The organism is Sulfurospirillum cavolei (assembly GCF_001548055.1).
Lineage (GTDB): Bacteria > Campylobacterota > Campylobacteria > Campylobacterales > Sulfurospirillaceae > Sulfurospirillum.
The window spans coordinates 1194148-1209358 of record NZ_AP014724.1 but is presented as its reverse complement, the minus strand read 5'-3'; the positions used below and the strand labels follow the sequence as shown (position 1 = coordinate 1209358).

Annotated in this window: 16 protein-coding genes and 1 tRNA gene; 14 read left to right on the top strand and 3 right to left on the bottom strand. The window is 44.8% G+C overall.

Translation table 11 applies throughout. The features are described from left to right. Positions 1–7 precede the first annotated feature (7 nt). On the bottom strand, positions 8–790 hold the full coding sequence (locus UCH003_RS06095) for a CorA family divalent cation transporter (protein ID WP_060825822.1): 783 nt from the start codon (positions 788–790) through the stop codon (positions 8–10). Positions 791–816: 26 nt separating this feature from the next. After that, positions 817–1938 carry a tRNA guanosine(34) transglycosylase Tgt gene (gene tgt, locus UCH003_RS06090; RefSeq protein ID WP_060825821.1) on the bottom strand — a complete coding sequence of 374 codons (1122 nt, stop codon included), beginning with the start codon at positions 1936–1938 and terminating at the stop codon, positions 817–819. Positions 1939–2156: 218 nt separating this feature from the next. Between tgt and UCH003_RS06085 the strand changes: the two genes are divergently transcribed. The 8 genes from UCH003_RS06085 (at position 2157) to UCH003_RS06050 (ending at position 10189) form a co-directional block, all read left to right on the top strand. After that, positions 2157–3563 carry a COG3400 family protein gene (locus tag UCH003_RS06085; protein WP_060826951.1) on the top strand — a complete coding sequence of 469 codons (1407 nt, stop codon included), beginning with the start codon at positions 2157–2159 and terminating at the stop codon, positions 3561–3563. 42 nt (positions 3564–3605) lie between these two features. Beyond that, complete coding sequence (gene aroB, locus UCH003_RS06080; RefSeq protein ID WP_060825820.1) at positions 3606–4655, top strand: 3-dehydroquinate synthase; 1050 nt, start codon at positions 3606–3608, stop codon at positions 4653–4655. Continuing rightward, on the top strand, positions 4648–6255 hold the full coding sequence (locus tag UCH003_RS06075; protein WP_060825819.1) for a mechanosensitive ion channel domain-containing protein: 1608 nt from the start codon (positions 4648–4650) through the stop codon (positions 6253–6255). The genes aroB and UCH003_RS06075 overlap by 8 nt, the downstream gene beginning before the upstream one ends. Beyond that, a complete protein-coding gene (mtaB, locus tag UCH003_RS06070) occupies positions 6236–7480 on the top strand; it encodes a tRNA (N(6)-L-threonylcarbamoyladenosine(37)-C(2))-methylthiotransferase MtaB (protein WP_060825818.1) in 1245 nt (414 codons plus the stop codon). Before UCH003_RS06075 ends, mtaB begins: the two co-directional genes overlap by 20 nt. Then, on the top strand, positions 7467–9128 hold the full coding sequence (locus UCH003_RS06065; RefSeq protein WP_060825817.1) for an ATP-dependent metallopeptidase FtsH/Yme1/Tma family protein: 1662 nt from the start codon (positions 7467–7469) through the stop codon (positions 9126–9128). The genes mtaB and UCH003_RS06065 overlap by 14 nt, the downstream gene beginning before the upstream one ends. Next, positions 9115–9624: a pimelyl-ACP methyl ester esterase BioV gene (gene bioV / locus UCH003_RS06060; protein ID WP_060825816.1), complete on the top strand. Its 510-nt coding sequence runs from the start codon at positions 9115–9117 to the stop codon at positions 9622–9624. Before UCH003_RS06065 ends, bioV begins: the two co-directional genes overlap by 14 nt. Continuing rightward, entirely contained in the window at positions 9624–9980 is a 357-nt protein-coding gene (locus tag UCH003_RS06055; RefSeq protein WP_060825815.1) for a thioredoxin domain-containing protein, read from the top strand. Before bioV ends, UCH003_RS06055 begins: the two co-directional genes overlap by 1 nt. A 124-nt stretch (positions 9981–10104) precedes the next feature. Then, positions 10105–10189 (top strand) — tRNA-Leu (locus tag UCH003_RS06050). 85 nt (positions 10190–10274) lie between these two features. Here UCH003_RS06050 and UCH003_RS06045 read toward each other — a convergent pair. Beyond that, positions 10275–10976, bottom strand: coding sequence for a hypothetical protein (locus UCH003_RS06045; protein ID WP_060825814.1), 702 nt, complete (start codon positions 10974–10976; stop codon positions 10275–10277). A gap of 97 nt (positions 10977–11073) precedes the next feature. On the opposite strand from UCH003_RS06045, the gene hypB reads away from it, so the two are divergent. From hypB to UCH003_RS06015, 6 genes are all read left to right on the top strand, one after another. Further along, entirely contained in the window at positions 11074–11910 is an 837-nt protein-coding gene (gene hypB, locus UCH003_RS06040; protein WP_039674880.1) for a hydrogenase nickel incorporation protein HypB, read from the top strand. A gap of 5 nt (positions 11911–11915) precedes the next feature. Continuing rightward, positions 11916–12185: a HypC/HybG/HupF family hydrogenase formation chaperone gene (locus UCH003_RS06035; protein ID WP_039674882.1), complete on the top strand. Its 270-nt coding sequence runs from the start codon at positions 11916–11918 to the stop codon at positions 12183–12185. Continuing rightward, complete coding sequence (gene hypD, locus UCH003_RS06030; protein WP_060825813.1) at positions 12178–13302, top strand: hydrogenase formation protein HypD; 1125 nt, start codon at positions 12178–12180, stop codon at positions 13300–13302. Before UCH003_RS06035 ends, hypD begins: the two co-directional genes overlap by 8 nt. Beyond that, on the top strand, positions 13299–14303 hold the full coding sequence (gene hypE / locus UCH003_RS06025) for a hydrogenase expression/formation protein HypE (protein ID WP_060825812.1): 1005 nt from the start codon (positions 13299–13301) through the stop codon (positions 14301–14303). The genes hypD and hypE overlap by 4 nt, the downstream gene beginning before the upstream one ends. Further along, positions 14303–14644: a hydrogenase maturation nickel metallochaperone HypA gene (gene hypA / locus UCH003_RS06020; RefSeq protein WP_060825811.1), complete on the top strand. Its 342-nt coding sequence runs from the start codon at positions 14303–14305 to the stop codon at positions 14642–14644. Before hypE ends, hypA begins: the two co-directional genes overlap by 1 nt. A 64-nt stretch (positions 14645–14708) precedes the next feature. Beyond that, entirely contained in the window at positions 14709–15209 is a 501-nt protein-coding gene (locus tag UCH003_RS06015; RefSeq protein ID WP_039674887.1) for a GNAT family N-acetyltransferase, read from the top strand. Positions 15210–15211 lie beyond the last annotated feature (2 nt).

Genomic DNA, 15211 nt, shown 5'->3' with positions numbered 1-15211 from the left:
CGTCTGCTTATAATTTCCGACGTAAGTAAAAGATCAGCCCGATCATCACTCCGGCACAAAGCCCCAGCAAAACCGTTACCTTTTCCGATCCCGAAGCGATCGTCGAAAAAGGTAAATTTTGCGTGTTCATCCCAAAATAACCGACCACCAAATTCAGCGGTAAGAAAATCGCCGATAAAATCGTTAAAAAATAGATCGTTTTGTTCATACGCTCGTTGTTGCGACTGGTGTAAAAGGTGTACAGGTTTCCCAGTTTATCGATGGCCAATAACGCAGAACGATTGGTACGGCTTAAATGCTCGTGAATATCGTTAAAATGCGTTGCCAAAAAGCCTTCTTCTTGGATATAACGTTGAACGAACGTTTCCAAAACTTCCGTCGCCAACGTTAAAAGACGCACGATGCGCGCTAAATCTTTTTTATACGTTAACCAATAATGCATAAATGCCGTAAACGGTTTGTTTTCGTAAAGCCGCTCTTCCATCCAATCGATACTCTCGTGAATCGAAGCGACAAGTTTCATCGTTTCGTTCGTCTTTTCGTTGAGATACACATACACTTCTTCCATCGAAGTAAGCTCCAAAAAAACGCTTTGCACGGAATCGTAACGGTAATAATGCCGATCGTCGAAGACAAAAGCATGGGCATTCACGATGAGCTCTTTGTCTTTATGCGGAAGCGTCACAATCAAAATATCGTACGCCGCTTCTTCGACGAACATCGACGGATGCGTCGGATTTTTGATGTCTAAGAGGTAAAAACGATCGATTGTTTCGTAAAGGGTTTGCATCTTAAACCGCCGCATCGTCATGCATTTTAGTTGCCTCTTTTGCGATAAAACTCGGCTTTGAATGCCGCAAATGAGCCTTGTAAGATCGCTTCGCGCATTTGTGCCATCAAATGTAAATAATAATGCAGGTTATGAATCGAAGCCAACCGAAAATACGTTAACTCTTTTGCACGATACAAATGGTGCAAGTAGCCTCTTGAATAGTGCTTACATGTCAAACAGTCGCACTCGGGATCGATCGGATTTTCGTCCAAAGCGAACTTGGCATTTTTAATGCTGATTTTCCCGAAAGAGGTAAATAAAGAGCCGTTTCGCGCATTGCGGGTCGGCATAACGCAATCAAACATATCCACGCCGCGCTCGACGTTTTCGACCAAATCCTCGGGTGTCCCCACGCCCATCAAATACCGCGGCTTATGTGTCGGCATCAGCGGTGTTACGAATTCGACCGTATCGTACATTTCGCGGTTGGCTTCTCCCACGCTAAGCCCTCCGATGGCAAAACCGTCAAAAGGAAGCTCGCATAATTCGTTTGCGCTGATGCGGCGAAACTCTTGATCGGTACCGCCTTGAATGATCGCAAAAATATTTTGATGCGTGCCGATTCCTTCGGCCTTTTTGCGCAGATGATACGCAATAGCCCGTTTCGCCCAATCCGTCGTTCGTTGAATCGAAAGCGCAATACGCTCTTTGGTAGCGGGAAGGGCTACAAGGTCGTCCAAAATCATCATAATGTCGGAATTGAAGTTGTACTGAATGTCCAAGACTTTCTCGGGCGTAAAATAGTGCGTCGAGCCGTCGATGTGGCTTTTAAACGTAATGCCGTTTTGATCGGCTTTGGAAATGTCGCTGAGGCTAAAGGCTTGAAAGCCGCCGCTATCGGTCAAAAAGCTATACGGAAACTTCGTAAAGCCGTGCAGTCCTCCGAAATGACGAATCGTTTCGTCTCCGGGGCGCAAATACAAGTGGTAGGTATTGCCTAAAATAATCTTCGCTCCGACTTCTTCCATCACGTCTTTCGCGTCCAAACTTTTCACGCTTCCGACCGTTCCGACCGGCATAAAGATAGGCGTTTGAATCGTGCTATGCGCCGTTTGAATCGTACATGCGCGCGCATTTCCGTCGGTTTTATCTATCTGAAATTTCATATCCGTTATAATATCCTCTCATTATAGTACGCTTTTAAAGCTAAGCTCTAAAAGCTACGTTAACACTGGGTTTTGCCAGACGCAACGCCCACGCACCTTTCGGTGCTTTTTTATCTTTAACACGCTTTTAAAGCTAAGCTCTAAAAGCTACGTTAACACTGGGTTCTCCAAGACGGAGTGCCCACGCACCTTCGGTGCTTATTATTTTGGGAGCTCGTATGAAAAAAATCCTTATCATCGCTGATGGCATTCTAGCAAAACAATTTTTAGAAAAGGTTATGGAAACCGAAGCCGGCGAAAATAGCTATACGATTATCACGTACAAAGAAGAGACGCTGCCCAAACGTCGCCCCGAAAATTTTAAATTTTTCGAGTTTGACCCGACCAGCTACGAAAAGTTGGCCGTCGTTTTAAACGAACAATTCTTTCAAATTATGATTTTACTCTCCAACGAAATGGACGTTACGGCGACGTACAAAAATATTCGACGTATCGATAATAAAGTACGCATCGTTTTGATGGACCGTTGGGGTCTTCAACTGGAAGACAAACGTCTTTTTATGGTCAATTCCAGAGAAATTTTAGCTTCACGTTTTACCGATCATCTCCCCAATATGCCCATTATGGCACAAAATATCGGTTTGGGTATCGGCGAAATTATGGAAGTCTCCATTCCGGTCGGAAGCTCGTATGCATACCGCCATCTAGCGTCCATCGAGCAAAGCAAATGGAAAATCGCCGCGGTCTATCGCGCCAACGCTTTGTTACTTCCGCGACCGACGTTGATGCTTTTACCCAACGATCTCATTCTCTTAGTCGGCGATCCTAAAGTGCTTCAAAGCGTTTTTCGAAGTATCAAACGCGAGCTCGGGCAGTTTCCATCACCGTTTGGAAGCAGTATCTACTGCTTGGTCGATATGCTCGAGATGAACGATAAAGAGATGGAATCTCTGCTCAACGACGCCTTGTTGTTGCACTCTAAGCTCAATAGTAACAAATTGCATATCAAAGTGATTCATCCGACGTACTGCAAGTCGTTGGACAAAATCAAAAGTTACCATAGCACGCATATTAACGTGATGATCGATTATTACGAGACCAATCCGCGTAAAGTTCTCCGCGCGGATACCGAAACGATGGACATCGGACTGATCGTCACGATGAATCGTTTCTTTCAACACAACCGTAAAGCACTCTACAAAACCAAACTTCCCGTTTTCAAAATGGGCAAACGCGGTTTTTCAAGCCTCAATCAAGGCGTCGTCCTCAGCAACGACGCGCATGAAATCGAACAAGAATCCTCCGTAATTTTCGACGTCGCGACGCAACTCGCATTGGAAATCAAGCTTTATACTTACAATCCCGATCATCCCGAAGCGAAAAATAGCTTAATCGAGCATTTTGAAAACCTTTCCAAAATTTTCGGTCGTGAAGTCGATATGATTCAAAGCGAAAAAAATCCTCTTTTTAAGCTAAAAAACAGAGACAATATTTTGCAATTTCTCCCTTTTAGCCATAAAATTTTAGAGTCCAATATGCTCTCTATTTTTTCAACCGATATGGATAAACTGCACTTTAAATTGGCGGATAATTATCAACTTTTTATTCCGGTTAATACAAATTAATGCCTTTTTGAGATACTATAAAATAAAAAATTTGGATCAAATATGCACGTCAACGTCGTTTTTAACTCAACCGCTTCTTCGAAAGATTACACCGTCTTCATCGACGAACTGCAAACGCTTTGCTTCGATACGAAAGTCATGATCGTGACCAATACGACCGTCGCCGCTTTGCACCTTGAAACCATCAAAACACGCTTACATGTCAAAACCTTGCACACGGTTATTTTACCGGACGGAGAACAGTATAAAAATTTTGAAAGCCTTCATTGCATTTTAAACGCCTGCTTTGAACACCGACTCGATCGCAAATCGCTTTTGATCGCCTTCGGCGGCGGCGTGATCGGCGATATGACGGGCTTTGCCGCTTCGATTTATCAACGAGGTATCGACTTTATTCAAATTCCGACCACGCTTTTGGCACAAGTGGATGCAAGCGTAGGCGGGAAAACGGGTATCAACAACGATTACGGCAAAAACCTGATCGGAACGTTTTGGCAACCACGCGCGGTGTACTGTGAAAGCTCTTTTTTAAAGACGCTTCCGAACCGCGAATTTGCCGCAGGCGTCGCCGAAGTCGTCAAAATGGCGGTGACGTTCGATCGTGAATTTTTTGCATGGCTCGAAACGCACGACTTACATGTCGACCAAAATCTTGCCGAAGCGATTCGCAAAAGCATCGCTATTAAAGCACGCGTCGTTGCGCAAGACGAAACCGAACAAGGCGTTCGTGCCGTACTGAACTACGGTCATACGTTTGCACATGTCATCGAAAACCAAACCGCTTACAGCGTTTATTTACACGGAGAAGCCGTAGCAATCGGTATGGTTATGGCTAATACACTCGCCAAAAGTCTGGATCTTTTAAGCCAAGAAGACGCGCTTCGCATTCAAACGCTTTTAAGCCGTTACGACCTACCGACGCACTACGACGTTCCTTCTTCGGAAGCGTTTTACGAAGCGTTTTTCTTAGATAAAAAAAGCGCGAACGATACGATCAAATTTATTTTACCCCAAGGTATCGGGAACTACGCGATGCGTAACGATATTCCCAAAGAAACGGTTCTGCGTGCGTTAAAGGGCGATCATGTTTAAAACACTGTGTTGCTTTTTTTTAACATGTACGTTTTTGTTTGCCGACGTAAACGCTACGTCTAAACTCGAAGATGGCATCAAAATCGATGCCTTACATCAAAAAATTGCCCTCATCGACGAAGCGGTCAAAGACAATCTATGGTTTAAACGCTACGGCAATTACCTGACGTACCAAAAACTTTTAGAAGAGCTCTCCACCGTCGATGCCGAAGTGAAAAAATTTAAAAATACCAAAGACAAAGCCTCTTTGGAAAAATACGAAAAACTCTTAACCAAACAAGAGTCTTTGGAAAAGCAGATCGAGCTTTTACAAGAGTTTAAAAATTCGCCTTTTAGCAAACTCGTCGATGCGGCGGACGTGGAAAGTTACACGAAAGTGACCAACCCGTTTGCGATTCTTTCGGCACTCTCGTACATCAAAAAAATCAAACAAGAGAGTTTGGACTACAAAGCGCGCTTGGAACGTTTGGACTTTTTGGTCGAAAAACTCAAAGAAAAAGAGACGCTTTTAGCGACCTTGTACGAAATTGAGCCGATGATTACGAATGAAGATGCCTTATACGAAGCGCAAAAAGAGCTGAACGCCTTTACCTCCGCGCAAGAGATCGCACGCACGAGCTACTCGCTTTACGTGAAAAAAGTCGAAGAAGCGACGATTCGGGTAACGCAAGACATTACCGTACAGATGAAGCGCGCTTTTAACATCGGTATTTTTATTATCGTCGTTATCGTCGTGACGTTTTTATTGAAATTTATCGCCAAACGCTACGTCAAGGACAACGAACGTTTTTATACCGCCAATAAGATCATCAATTTTGTGAACGTCACGTTGATTCTGTTGATTTTACTCTTTTCCTACATCGAAAACGTTTCGTACCTGGTCACCGTTTTAGGATTTGCGTCCGCGGGTATCGCGATTGCTATGAAAGACTGGTTTATGAGCATCTTGGGCTGGATGGTCATCGTTTTCGGCGGAAGTTTTCACGTCGGCGATCGTATTAAGATTCAAAAAGACGGACTGCCTTACGTCGGCGATATTATCGATATTTCGCTTCTTCGTATGACGGTTTTGGAAGACATTACGCTTACCAGCTATAAAGAAAATATCCGTTCCGGTCGTATCTTTTTCGTGCCGAACAACTTGGTTTTTACCTCGGTCATTTCCAACTACACCCACGGAACGATGCGTACCGTTTGGGATGGTATCTATATCTATATCACGTTTGATTCCAATCACAAAAAAGCCGTGCATATCGCGCGCGAAATTACGAAAAAATATGCCAAAGGCTACACCGACATCGCGCGTACGCAACTCAATTTATTGCGCAACCAGTATAGCCTTAAAAACACCAACGTCGAGCCGCGAATCTTTGCGTTTGTCGAAGAACAAGGCTTTTGCGTCAACTGCTGGTATATGACCAATTCATACGCGGCAATGGCACTTCGCGGTACGATCGGCTGCGAAATCATCGATGCGTATAACAAAGAAGAGGATATTACGATCGCTTACCGAACGCAAAACGTCAATCTTGCGCGTCAGGACAAACCGATGCCGACGCACGAATCGCCAAAGAGCGTAGATGAAAAAAGTCTATTTTAAAACGTTCGGGTGCCGTACCAACATCTACGATACCCAAGTCATGATGGAAAATTTACACGATTTTGAGCTAACGGAAGACGAACATGCCGCCGATATCGTCGTCGTGAACTCGTGTACGGTCACCAACGGCGCGGACAGCGGGGTGCGAAGCTATATCAATCACGTCTCAAAAGAAGGCAAAAAAGTAATCGTCGCCGGATGCGGCGCAATGAGCAAAGGCGAAAGTCTTTTCGCGCAAAAAAAAGTCTTCGGCGTCATGGGGCATTCGGAAAAAGCGCATATCAACACGCTTTTAAAATACGACCGTCCGTTTTTCGAAATCGGCGATCTAACCTCGCTGGATGAGACCATCGTACACGAATATACGGGCAAAACCAAAGCATTTATCAAAATCCAAGAAGGGTGCAACTTCAGGTGTGCTTATTGTATTATTCCTTTCGTTCGCGGAAATGCGCGCAGTCAAGATGAAAACACCATCGTCGAGCAAGTACGAAAGTTAGCCCTCAACGGATACGGCGAATTCGTCTTAACGGGAACGAATATCGGAAGTTACGGTAAAGATAAAGGAAGCTCACTAGGAAAACTCGTTCAGCGATTAGGTGCTATTCGCGGCGTGCGCCGTATCCGCTTAGGCAGCATCGAGCCGATCCAAATTGACGAGAGTTTTCGCGAAATCTTACGCGAACCGTGGTTGGAGCGACACTTGCATATTGCGTTGCAACACACTTCCGAGACGATGTTAGAGCTGATGCGAAGGCGCAACCGCGTTATGCGCGATTTGGAACTTTTCTGCGAACTGAGCGAACAAGGCTTTGCGCTCGGAACCGATTTTATCACGGGGCATCCGGGGGAAAGCGATGCAATTTGGCAAGAGGCGTATCACACTTTAGAAAAATTTCCGCTAACGCACCTGCACGCTTTTACCTACTCCAAACGCGACGGAACGCCGTCTGCATTAATGAAACCCGAAATCAAAGGCGATATCGCCAAAGAACGCCTTAAGCAAATCGAAGCGTTGGTTCACGCAAAAAATATCGCGTTTCGTCAAGCACGCCGACATGTCGCTTTAGATGTTTTGGTTGAAGAGTATAAAGACGGTCTTTTTATCGGTTACGATCAATTTTTCAATAAAGTAACCCTGCAAAGTGAACGCGACGTCCTGAAAGAGTGGGTCAACGTCACATCGTACGAGATTTTAGGGGAGTGCAATCATGCAAATTTTTAAGTCGCAAAAACTGATGCTGTCGTTTATGGCGTTAAGCATTTTTATCGTTTTACTTGCTTTCGGCTATATACGCATTACGCCGAAAATCATCGATTTACCGACGTACAACGCGCTTTTAAATTCCGGCGCGATTCAAAAAGCCAAAGTCGAAAACGACGAAGTCTTTTTATACGGCATCAACGACCAATTCGTGATTATTAAAGACGGTATCGATATGAGCGAACTGCTCCAAAAAGTTCCGGTCGAAGTCGCCCGTAACAATGCGTTCATCGACGATATGCTGATTATCGTTTTGCTCTTAGGAGGGCTGTTGGCACTCTTGCTGTTTGCACGAAAAAAACGCGCCGAAGATGCCAAAAAAGAACAAGAAAACGCTCAAAAAGCGTACGCCTCTTACGATCCGTTTTTAGGCAACGTCATTCGTCCGGTACGCGCACAGGTGAGTTTTAAAGACGTCGCGGGCATTCAAGACGTCAAAGAAGAGCTCGAAGAGATCGTCGATTTTTTAAAAAATCCCGCCAAATACAAACGCTACGGCATTTCGCTTCCCAAAGGCGTGCTCTTAGTCGGACCTCCTGGCGTAGGTAAGACGATGATCGCCAAAGCCGTTGCGGGAGAGGCAAGCGTACCGTTTTTTTACCAAAGCGGTGCAACATTCGTGCAAATCTACGTCGGCATGGGAGCCAAAAGGGTTAAGGAGCTTTTTTCGCAAGCCAAAGCACATGCGCCTTCTATCATCTTTATCGACGAAATCGATGCGGTAGGTAAAGCCAGAGGAGGATTACGTAACGACGAAAGAGAAGCGACGCTCAATCAGCTCTTAACCGAAATGGACGGTTTTGAAGACAGTAGCGGCGTGATCGTCATTGCCGCAACTAATAAAATCGAAGTGATCGACGAAGCATTGCTTCGCTCGGGACGCTTCGATCGACGCATTTTTATTTCGCTTCCCGATAAACACGATCGAACGGAGATTTTAAAAACCTACTTGCGCAATAAACCAAGCGATATCAACCTTGAAGAACTTGCCAATATGAGCGTGGGTTTTAGCGGAGCAGCCCTTGCGACATGGGTCAACGAAGCTGCGATCAACGCACTTCGCAGAAGTTCGCAAACACTTGAAACGAGCGATTTTATCGCCGTACGTCAAAAAGTGCTTTTAGGAAAAAAGAAAGTCCTCAGTTTTTCCAACGAAGAGAAAAAAATTCAAGCACGCTATCAAGCCGCCAAAGCGGTGTGCGCGTATTGGTTTGAAATCGATTTCGACAAAGTGACGATCGTCAACGACCGCATTAAAGATATGGACCGTGAAATTGAGTCCAAAACACAGATGCTCAGCAAATTGAAAGTCTATCTTGCCGGAATGGTCGCTACGGAGCTTGCCTACAATGAAAAATACACCAATGCGACCGAAGACCTCAACCGCGCTTTGGAAATCGCCAGAGAAATGGTCGAAGTTTACGGTATGGGCGAAAAACTTTTGCCGAACGAGAACGACGTGCTGATGATTTTGGAAACCGCCCAAAAAGAGTTGGAACGTTTTTTAGAGGGAATGCATAGTATTTTGGACAAAGTGAGCGACACCTTGTACACGCACGAAAGCATCTCTCGCAATGAGTTAAAAGTCATCATCGATGACGTTCTTTAGCGGTTTTTGCTTTCAAGGCGAAGAGGCTCTTTTTGAGCCTTACCTCATTCAAAACGACTTCACGGTCGCAGGATTTAGCTACGGAGCTATCAAAGCGTTTGAATATGCCCTGACATGTCAAACGCGTATCGACACGTTGCAACTCTTTTCTCCCGCGTTTTTTCAACACAAAGACGCGAAATTTAAAAAGCTTCAAACCCTCTTTTTTGCTAAGAATAGCGAGAGTTATACCCAAAATTTTATGCAAAACACCGTCTATCCTTCGACGTTTGATGTGACGCCCTATCTTCATCAAGGCTCGATTGAAGAACTCAATGAGCTATTAAATTACGTATGGGACGAAACCAAACTGCACATGCTCGTCGCCAAAGGTATCACGATCGAAGTCTACACGGGCGAATGCGATGCGGTTGTCGATAGCCTTACATGTAAGGATTTTTTCGTGCCGTTTGCGAGCGTTTACTACGTCAAAAGAGTAGGGCATCTTTTAAAATAATGCAAGCCCTAAACGAAACCGAACTTTTAGAACGCCTGAGCCAACCTCATCGCGCTTTTTTACTGCTTTTACACACTGCACACTGTTCTCAATGCAAGATCGCCGACGCAAGAGTAAAGCGCGTAGAACAAAACCTTGTGTTACATGTGGATTTTTTGACATGTAATCTTGACGAAGCCCCTCGTATCCATGAGCTTTTTAACATTCGCTCCGTCCCCATCTGCATGGCGTACAACGAAAAAAGCGAGCTACACCGAGTCGAATACGGCCTTAAATCCGAAGCGGTGTATGAAAGTATGGCACTGGGTATCAATCCTCAAAAAGGCAATCCCAAAAGTCGACTCCTCGGCTTTTAAGTGCGTCGCTACTTTCAGAAAAACAATCTCAGCCAAGTATACACGGCGTCTGGAGTGAACCTTTTTTATGATTTTACGGTTATTTAAGTTTTTTCTTGTATAATTCGAACTCTTAATTCAATGTGCCTGAGTGGTGAAATTGGTAGACGCGCTAGACTCAAAATCTAGTATGGAGACATGTGCCGGTTCGAGTCCGGCCTCAGGTACCACCTCAATCCCCTTCAAATCGACATTCTAAACCTTAAACTTTGTCGGTGTCACAAGAGTGTCACAATGATGGCACGATCACTTCATTTATTTTTTGCTGTTTTCTACGTATCGATACTTATATGTGTTTATTTGCCCTAATATTTGGCGTTGCTCTTCTTTCGTGTGGTTAAATCTAAACTCCGCTTCTTTGAGATAGTAGATAAAATTGGTATGATCGACGCCTTTAAAACGGTGCATAAACGTCTCTAAAAAAATCCAAAAACGGCTCAATCGACTATCGAAACTTTCTAAACGTGCAATCTTATGGTGTTGAAGATATTTTGCGTAAGCCTCTTTTTCTTCAAGAGCACAACTGTTTTGTTTTAAAGACTCAAAGTGATCGGGCAATAAAAGCGTGTAAACGCCTTTATCGCAGAGCATTCCTAAAATACCGATGGCATCGAAAATATAACGGGGATTTCCTTTTTTGGAAGTCGGTAAATAATAATATTCGTCGTATTCGCTAAACAGAGCCGCACTTTGATACCGTACTTCGCTTTTTTGAACAAGAAACGAGCGGTAACTCGCATAACGTTTTTGAACGGTTGCGTAGTTTAATTGCAAGAAAGAGGATGCTGCGTTAATGCTTAAACCCTCAACGAAAGCCTCGATGATTAAAGTTTCTTTATGAGCTTTTTGAGCACTCCACGTCTGCTTACATGTCGCACAGCGGTATTGCGTTTTGCTCACACGGTAAAGTTTCGATGCACCGCAAAAAAGACAGGAAAGATTTCCGGAAGATTTCATAACGATATTTTTCCTGAAAACAACTAAGAAAATTCTTTTTTTAGCTCCTATTTAAAGAATTTGTCTATAATCTCCTAAAAACTCAAAAGGATATTCTATGTGTAAAGATTGCGGTTGTTCCATCACGCCGACACAATGGTCCGCACATGAGCATACTCACAGCCATGACGGACACGAACATAGCCACGCGCATACGCACGACGATCATCACGATCACGACCATCCCCATTCTCACGATCATGAGCACAAACACGAACATTTACATGCCAATCCGCAACTCAACGACGCCAAAACGATTTCGGTCATTACGAAAATTTTAGACGCCAACGATACGCAAGCGGCACACAATCGAGCGCATTTCGAAGAACACGGTATTTTGGCGATCAATTTAATGAGCAGTCCGGGTAGCGGAAAGACCACGCTTTTGGAAGCGACGATCGATGCGAAAGAGATCAAACTCGGCGTGATCGAAGGCGATTTGGAAACCAATCAAGACGCCGATCGTATCGTTGCCAAAGGAGCTCCCGCGTATCAAATTACGACCGGACAAGCTTGTCATCTCGATGCTTTTATGGTCCATGACGCTTTGCATCATCTTCCCGTTGAAGGGTTGGACGTCGTTTTTATCGAAAACGTGGGTAATCTCGTTTGCCCCGCTAGCTACGACGTCGGATCGCATTTAAACGTCGTCTTACTCTCCGTACCCGAAGGCGACGACAAACCGGCAAAATACCCCGTTATGTTTAAAAACGCCGATCTTTTTTTAATCACAAAATGCGATTTATTGCCGTATTTTGACTTTAGCATCGAAAAAGCGATTCGTGAGGCACGCAAACTCAACCCGAAAGTCGACGTCATCGAAATCGATAGCAAATCGGGTAAAGGAATCGATCAATGGATTGCTTACCTTAAAATGAAAAAAGCATTGAGGTAGTCGTTATGTGCCTATCCATTCCCTCTAAAGTCGTGGAAATCGACGAAAACAATTATGCAACCGTAGATACCTTGGGCGTTAGACGCCAAGTGACGCTCGATTTGATTAGCGAACCCGTTCATGTCGGCGATTACGTCTTAATCCACGTCGGATTTGCGATGAATAAGATCAGCAAAGAAGAGGCCGAAGACAGCATTGCCGCGTATAACGAAATCGCGGAGGCGATGAAAAACGGAGAAATCGACGAAGACGAAGGAAACAGCCATTATGCCTGAAGTCGATCTCATCGAAGGTTTTCGTGATCCCGTCCATATGAAAGCGTTGGCGGCGATCATTCGCAAAGAGTGTACGCGCAAAATCAATATTATGGAAGTATGCGGCGGACATACCCATACGATTATGAAATACGGACTTCCTCAACTCTTACCGGATAATATCGAATTTGTTCACGGGCCGGGATGCCCCGTGTGTATTATGCCCAAAGAGCGCATCGATCACGCGATTGCGTTAGCGCTCATGCCGAACACGATCTTAGCGACGCTCGGCGATATGATACGCGTCCCCGGAAGCAAAAGCTCTTTACAAAAGTTACGGGCGGATGGATGCGATATTCGTTCGCTCTATTCGCCTTTGGACGTCATCAAGATTGCACAAGACAATCCCGATAAAAACGTCGTTTTCTTTGCCATAGGATTTGAAACGACCACACCTATGAGTGCGGTCGTCCTAGAACAAGCTTTGCGTTTAGGGCTAAAAAATATCTTTTTTCATATCAATCACGTCAGCGTCCCCGAAGCGGTTGACGCGATTATGAGCGGCGGCGATGCTCAGATCGACGCGTTTTTAGGACCTTCACATGTCAGCGTGATTACGGGATATAAAATTTACGAGCCGATCGCAAAAGCGTATCGCACGCCGGTAGTCGTAGCGGGCTTTGAACCGACCGACGTGATGGAATCGGTACTGCGTATCGTACGTCAAATCAATCACGGCAAAGCCGAAGTGGAAAACCAATATGCCAGAGCCGTTTCTAGAGAAGGAAACCTCAAAGCGCAAGCTTTGGTAAAAACCTATTTTGAAAAAAGAGACCATTTTAGATGGCGAGGTATCGGCGACATTGCCCACAGCGCGTTAAAACTTAAACCCGCTTATGCTGCGATGGATGCCGAAGTCGTTTTTGACGACATTCTTCCCAAAGTGTTGTTGGACGACCATAAAATGTGTATTTGCGGCGATATTTTAAAAGGGCGCGCGAAGCCGTACGACTGCAAAGTTTTCGCAAAAGCCTGCATTCCGAGCAATCCGATGGGTTCGTGCATGGTTTCAAGCGAAGGGGCATGTGCGGCATATTTTAAATACGGCAATTTGAACCTTAAAGGAGCGAAAGCGTGAGTACAAAAATATTACTTTCTCACGGCGGAGGCGGCGAAGAGACGCAAAGTCTGATTAAAAACCTTTTTTTTAAACATTTCGGCAACGATATTTTATTACACATGGAAGATGCGGCTGTTTTAACGATGAAAAGCGAAAAAATCGCTTTTACGACCGACTCATTTACCGTTTCGCCGCTCTTTTTTAAGGGAGGAAATATCGGGAAATTAGCCATTGCCGGAACCGTCAACGACCTTTCGATGATGGGAGCACGTCCTAAATATTTAACATGTGCGTTTATGATCGAAGAAGGATTTGAGTACGACAAGCTCGAAGAAATCGTCGTCTCTATGCGCGACGAGATGGCAAAAAGCGGCGTTAAAATCGTGGCGGGAGATACCAAAGTCGTTCCCAAAGGCGGCGTCGACGGTATTTTCATCAATACCGCAGGTGTCGGAGAAGTGCTGAAAGAGGGTATTTCGGCGCATGCGTTACGCCAAGGCGATGCGATCATCGTAACGAACGAAGTCGGAAACCACGGAGCGTGTATTTTGGCGATGCGCGAAGAGCTGGAGTTACAAAGCGACTTGAAAACCGATTGTGCGTCGTTATGGAAAAGCATCGAAGCTTTAATCGACGCCGATATTAAAATCCATGCACTGCGCGATGCAACGCGCGGGGGAGTGAGTGCGGTACTCAATGAATGGGCGCAAACGTCAAACGTCGGTATCCATGTTAGGGAAGCAGACATTCCCGTTGCTAACGAAGTTAAAGGAATGTGCGAACTTTTAGGGTTTGAGCCTTACGAGTTTGCGAATGAAGGGACAATGCTGATTGCACTTCCGCAAAGCGAAGTTGCCAAAGCGTTAGAGGTACTCAAACGCTTTGAAGAGACCTCCAAAAGTGCTCTGATCGGCGACGTGGACGATCGATTTGAAGGTAGAGTCGTTTTACAAACGCCGTGGGGCTCAGAACGCTTTTTAGAACCGCCTAAAGGTGAGTTATTGCCGAGGATTTGCTAATGCACGAGTTCTCGATCGTCAATGCGCTTTTGGAGCTCTGCGAAAAAAACGCACGCCAAAACCGTGCAACGAAAATTACGAAAGTGGAGATTAAAGTCGGCAAATTAAGCGGCGTCGAAATCCACTTTTTGGAAACGGCTTTCGAGACGTTTAAAGAACAAACAATCTGTCACGATGCCCAACTCACGGTACATGTACAAGATGTCGTCGTACGATGCGAGCAGTGTAAGCAAGAGTCTACCTTGGAACATTATGAGCTCATCTGCCCGACATGTCAAAGTCGCGACGTGAGTATTATCGACGGCGAAGAGATGCTTTTAATGCGCCTTGAAATGGAGTAAAGCTAGACTAAGAGAGCATTGTGTATAATCAGGGATGATTATTCAACTTTAAGGATTGCCCTGTATGTTACAAACGCTACGAGAAGCAACCATCGACGATTTGGCGGAAATTATTAAAATCTACAACGAAGCGATCAAAGACGGTATTTCGACTGCCGATAGCAAGACGGTCGGAATCGATGAAAAACTGGAGTGGTTTTACGCACATACGGCACAACGTCCGATGCTCGTTAAAGAGTATTGCGGACGTATTATCGCGTGGATTAGCATTCAGCCTTTTTACGCCAATTTGTTAGCCTACCAAGATACGGCGCGTATCAATATCTACATCGATAAAAATTTTCAAGGTAAAAAACTCGGACAGCAATTTCTCGGCGAAGCGATAGAGCGTGCAAAATCTATCGGCATTAAAACGCTTTTAGCCTTGATTTTTTCCGAAAATATCGCAAGTTTGACGTTATTTAAGAAAATCGGTTTCAAAGAGTGGGGCAATCTAAGCCGCATCGCTACGATCGAGGGGATCGATAAAGACCTTTTGATCTTAGGTCAACGGATTCAAGACTAAAA

Coding starts and splice junctions, on each gene's coding strand:
- UCH003_RS06035 (WP_039674882.1), top strand. CDS start 11,916: ATGTGCCTATCCATTCCCTCTAAAGTCGTGGAAATCGACGAAAACAAT.
- bioV (WP_060825816.1), top strand. CDS start 9,115: ATGACGTTCTTTAGCGGTTTTTGCTTTCAAGGCGAAGAGGCTCTTTTT.
- aroB (WP_060825820.1), top strand. CDS start 3,606: ATGCACGTCAACGTCGTTTTTAACTCAACCGCTTCTTCGAAAGATTAC.
- UCH003_RS06055 (WP_060825815.1), top strand. CDS start 9,624: ATGCAAGCCCTAAACGAAACCGAACTTTTAGAACGCCTGAGCCAACCT.
- hypB (WP_039674880.1), top strand. CDS start 11,074: ATGTGTAAAGATTGCGGTTGTTCCATCACGCCGACACAATGGTCCGCA.
- UCH003_RS06075 (WP_060825819.1), top strand. CDS start 4,648: ATGTTTAAAACACTGTGTTGCTTTTTTTTAACATGTACGTTTTTGTTT.
- hypA (WP_060825811.1), top strand. CDS start 14,303: ATGCACGAGTTCTCGATCGTCAATGCGCTTTTGGAGCTCTGCGAAAAA.
- UCH003_RS06045 (WP_060825814.1), bottom strand. CDS start 10,976: ATGAAATCTTCCGGAAATCTTTCCTGTCTTTTTTGCGGTGCATCGAAA.
- UCH003_RS06015 (WP_039674887.1), top strand. CDS start 14,709: ATGTTACAAACGCTACGAGAAGCAACCATCGACGATTTGGCGGAAATT.
- UCH003_RS06085 (WP_060826951.1), top strand. CDS start 2,157: ATGAAAAAAATCCTTATCATCGCTGATGGCATTCTAGCAAAACAATTT.
- tgt (WP_060825821.1), bottom strand. CDS start 1,938: ATGAAATTTCAGATAGATAAAACCGACGGAAATGCGCGCGCATGTACG.
- UCH003_RS06095 (WP_060825822.1), bottom strand. CDS start 790: ATGCAAACCCTTTACGAAACAATCGATCGTTTTTACCTCTTAGACATC.
- hypD (WP_060825813.1), top strand. CDS start 12,178: ATGCCTGAAGTCGATCTCATCGAAGGTTTTCGTGATCCCGTCCATATG.
- mtaB (WP_060825818.1), top strand. CDS start 6,236: ATGAAAAAAGTCTATTTTAAAACGTTCGGGTGCCGTACCAACATCTAC.
- UCH003_RS06065 (WP_060825817.1), top strand. CDS start 7,467: ATGCAAATTTTTAAGTCGCAAAAACTGATGCTGTCGTTTATGGCGTTA.